This window comes from uncultured Boseongicola sp. (genome assembly GCF_937988555.1).
GTDB lineage: Bacteria > Pseudomonadota > Alphaproteobacteria > Rhodobacterales > Rhodobacteraceae > Boseongicola.
Map to the genome: position 1 here is coordinate 1 of NZ_CALJXO010000073.1, position 3769 is coordinate 3769.

The 3769-nt window shown below is 55.6% G+C and carries 5 protein-coding genes; all 5 read left to right on the plus strand.

Annotated features, from left to right (window positions below; all coding sequences use genetic code 11):
* Window positions 1–191: 191 nt before the first annotated feature.
* Window positions 192–869 carry an amino acid ABC transporter permease gene (locus tag Q1B15_RS04140; protein ID WP_299750589.1) on the plus strand — a complete coding sequence of 226 codons (678 nt, stop codon included), beginning with the start codon at window positions 192–194 and terminating at the stop codon, window positions 867–869.
* Complete coding sequence (locus Q1B15_RS04145; protein ID WP_299750591.1) at window positions 869–1582, plus strand: amino acid ABC transporter permease; 714 nt, start codon at window positions 869–871, stop codon at window positions 1580–1582. Before Q1B15_RS04140 ends, Q1B15_RS04145 begins: the two co-directional genes overlap by 1 nt.
* Window positions 1533–2270 (plus strand): amino acid ABC transporter ATP-binding protein, encoded by a 738-nt coding sequence (locus Q1B15_RS04150; RefSeq protein WP_299750593.1) that lies wholly within the window; start codon window positions 1533–1535, stop codon window positions 2268–2270. The genes Q1B15_RS04145 and Q1B15_RS04150 overlap by 50 nt, the downstream gene beginning before the upstream one ends.
* 12 nt (window positions 2271–2282) lie before the next feature.
* On the plus strand, window positions 2283–2969 hold the full coding sequence (locus Q1B15_RS04155) for a glutathione S-transferase N-terminal domain-containing protein (RefSeq protein WP_299750595.1): 687 nt from the start codon (window positions 2283–2285) through the stop codon (window positions 2967–2969).
* Window positions 2970–3769 (plus strand): SDR family NAD(P)-dependent oxidoreductase (locus Q1B15_RS04160; protein ID WP_299750597.1); only part of this gene is annotated, 800 nt, incomplete at its 3' end.

Genomic DNA, 3769 nt, shown 5'->3' on the forward strand with positions numbered 1-3769 from the left:
CCTGACAGAGGTTTTGAACATCGCGCTTTATAATTTGCATTCATCAGGCATGATCAACGAAACATGGGAGAAGTTCTACGGCGCGCCTATGCTGCGCAAAGTTGAACCCGTACCGTTCTTCTGATCACATAGAAATCTGAGCGCCCCGCAGCCCACACTGGAGTGCGGGGCGCTCTGACAATGATCCCCATATGAATTACCGTTTTCAGTTCGGCGTCGTCTGGGAAAATTTCCCGCAACTGCTTGAAGGTGCGTGGCTAACGTTCCAGCTTGGTGTCTTCGCTTTTGCAGGCGGCGCAATCGTCGGACTTTTGGGGGCGGCCATCAAGACATATGGTCCCTGGCCCTTGCGCTTGCTGGTCGACACCTATGTGGTTTTCATCACGAACACGCCGGCGTTGATCCAAATTTACTTCCTCTATTTTGGCTTACCTGAGGTGGGATTACGCTGGTCGAACGAGGCGTGCCTTCTCATTGGATTAACATTGAATGCCGGCGCCTATCTCACACTGATCCTGCGCGCAGGCTTCATAAGTGTTCGGGTGACAGAGATTGAGGCGGGCCAGACGCTGGGCATGTCACTGATCCAACAGATCCGCTACATCGTCATGCCACATATAGCGAAGTCGATCTACCCAGCTCTCGCTAACTTTTTCATCGTTGTCCTTGTTATGGGCACCTCCGTAGGCGCGCTGATAGGTGTGGACGAGCTTACAGGGCAGGCGATTAACCTTTCATCCGTCAACTACCGCTGGCTAGAATACTTCACCGTCGTGGCGGGCATGTATGTCGTACTGACGTTCATCGCGTCGATTGGACTGGCATTGCTTGGCCGATGGGTATTCCGCGTTAAGGCGAGGATCTTCTGATGGAGCGCATACTCGAGCAGGCACCACGCTTTTTCTCTGGACCAAACCTAACGCTGCTTTTTGAGTCGGCGATGCTGACGCTTGGAATGACACTGGCGGGTTGCCTCATCGGCTTCGGGCTTGCGTTCGTCCTTGTGTTTCTGCGCCAGACGCCCGGCCTTTGGGCGCTGCCGCTTCGTCTTGTCTGTATCACCTATGTAGAAGTCTTCCGCCGGATCCCGTTTATCGTCGTCATCTACCTCGTCCTCTTCTTCATCCAGACAGTGACGCCTGACGCATCCCTCTTCACAATCGCTGTAATCGCCATCTGTCTATATGCGGTTGCTTATACCGCCGACATCATACGCGGAGGGTTGGAAAGCGTGCCCGCGACACAGGTTGAAGCTGCTCAGGCGATGAACCTCTCGCGGCTACAGACAAACTTGCGCATTGTCCTGCCACAAGCCTGGCCAGTCATTGTTCCGCCCGCAATCGCGTTTGCCGTCAGCTTCATCAAAGACACGGCACTTGTCAGCCAGGTTGGCGTTTTCGAGCTGACGTTTCGTGGCAAGGAGCTGAATAATCAGGGTTATTCTGGTATTCTTGTCTTCGGCACTATCGCCTTTTGCTACTTCCTTCTATCTTTCCCGCTCAGTCTTCTGGGCCAACACTTGGAGAAACGCCTTGCCACACCTCGCGGTGAGCGACGTACGCGCAAAATACGGCAGCCTTGAGGTCCTGAAGGGCATCAGCTTTTCGATCGAAAAAGGTGAGATCGTCGCCCTGGTCGGCCCGTCAGGGTCGGGCAAGTCAACCGTTCTTCGGGCCTTGATGGGTCTGACGCCTATCACGGGCGGTGACGTTGATTTGGCGGGTGAGCGCCTGAATTATTCGTCGTCGCGTGAAGTGCGCGCGGCCCGTGACCGGATGGCCATCGTATTTCAGCAGTACAACTTGTTTCAAAACATGACTGTCATGCAAAACCTCACGCTGGCTCCCCTCAAGATCAAGCGCTGGGACCGGGCCGAGGTAGAGGCCGAGGCGCGGCGCCTTTTGGGGCTCGTTGGATTGTCTGACAAGATCGACGCTTATTCCGACCAGCTTTCAGGGGGACAGCAGCAGCGCGTGGCGTTGGCCCGCGCTCTTGCTTTAAAGCCTCAGATATTGCTTTTGGATGAGGTCACTTCAGCCCTTGATCCCGAACTTGTTGGCGAGGTCCTGGATGCGATACGGAAACTGGCCGCCGAGGGCATGACGATGGTCATTGTCAGTCATGAAATGGGGTTTGTTCGCGAGGTTGCCGACAAGGTCGTCTTCATGGACGCAGGTCAAATCATCGAGGCCGGCACACCTGCCGAGCTTTTCGACACACCCAAGACCGACCGCGCCCAAAACTTTTTCTCGAATATTCTTCGCCACTAGGGGCTGCCAAACATGATCGATTTTTTCTTCAACGCGGCCCCCAATCCCCTAAAAGTCGGTCTCTTTCTTGAAGAGAGTGGATTGGAGTATCGGGCGATCCCAATCGATACCAAACTTGGTCAGCAGCATACAGATGGATACCGTGCTATCAATCCGAATTCGAAAGTTCCTGCCATTGACGACGACGGCACGGTTGTATTCGACAGCAACGCAATACTTCTTTACCTAGCTGAAAAGATAGGAAAGTTTCTACCGCCCGCCGATGAACGCGGCGCACTTTTGTCGTGGTTGATGTTTGTTGCAAGCGGAGTGGGCCCATATTCCGGTCAGGCCGTGCACTTTCGAAACTTTGCCCCCGAGAAGATCCCTTACGCAATAAAGCGCTATGATTTTGAAGCGCGGCGACACTGGCAGATTGTTGAGGATCGACTGAGCCATGGCCCATACATGATGGGTAAGGCTTATACGATTGTCGATATGGCGGTCTGGGGATGGGCGGGACGCATACCCTTCATGCTTTCAGACGAGGCCGCAATGGACGCCTATCCGAACTTAACGCGGCTTGTTGCCGAACTCGATGCTCGTCCCGCGGCAGTGCGTGCTCTCGCGCTTAAAGACGCGCACATCTTCAAAGCTGATTTCGACGAAGAAGCCATGCGCAACCTCTACCCGCAAATCTTTGCTTCGGACCCGGACTAAATGGCGACCGGGTCCGATGTCAGAACGGCCATCGTTACCGGTGCAGCATCGGGAATTGGTCGGCGCGTCGCAGAAACATTTGCAGAAGAAGGCTATGCGGTGCTTTGTGCAGATCTTGCCGGCAGTGAAGTCGCGGCGCTGGCGGACGAGTTGTCAAAAGCAGGACTGTTGGCGCAATCCCTGACGGTCGACGTGTCGGATGAAGCACAGATGAAGTCCATGGCCGAGGCCGCTATACAGTGGACGGGGCGGATCGACGCGGTCGCCGCGAACGCAGGCATCATGGTGGAAGGTGACGCTCTATCGTTATCGCTTGAGGACTGGAACCGGGTTATGGCGGTCAACGCCACCGGCGCATTCCTTACCGCGCGTGCGACCCTGCCGCACCTAATCGATGCTGGCGGCACGCTTGTCTTTACCGCCTCGACGGTTGGGCTTGTAGGGATGCGAGGTGTCGCGGGATATTCGGCGTCGAAGGGTGCCGTCGTGGCTCTGACGCGTCAACTTGCCGCCGATTACGCCGAGAGCGGTGTGCGCGTAAATGCCGTCGCACCGGGGGCTGTCAAAACGCCACTGTCAGAATCGCAGTTTCGCGCCCGCGCCCGCGATGATGCCCATTTCGAGGAATTGATGCAGGCGGTAATCGCCCGATACCCGATCGGCCGCTTTGGGACCACGGATGACGTGGCGCGAACGATCGCGTTTCTGGCGCTTTTCCTCGTGCCCATCGTCAATGTTCGCGTGCTTACCAAGGATGATTTTGGTTTATATCGCCAGTTCTGGCTGCTTTTCGATTCCGT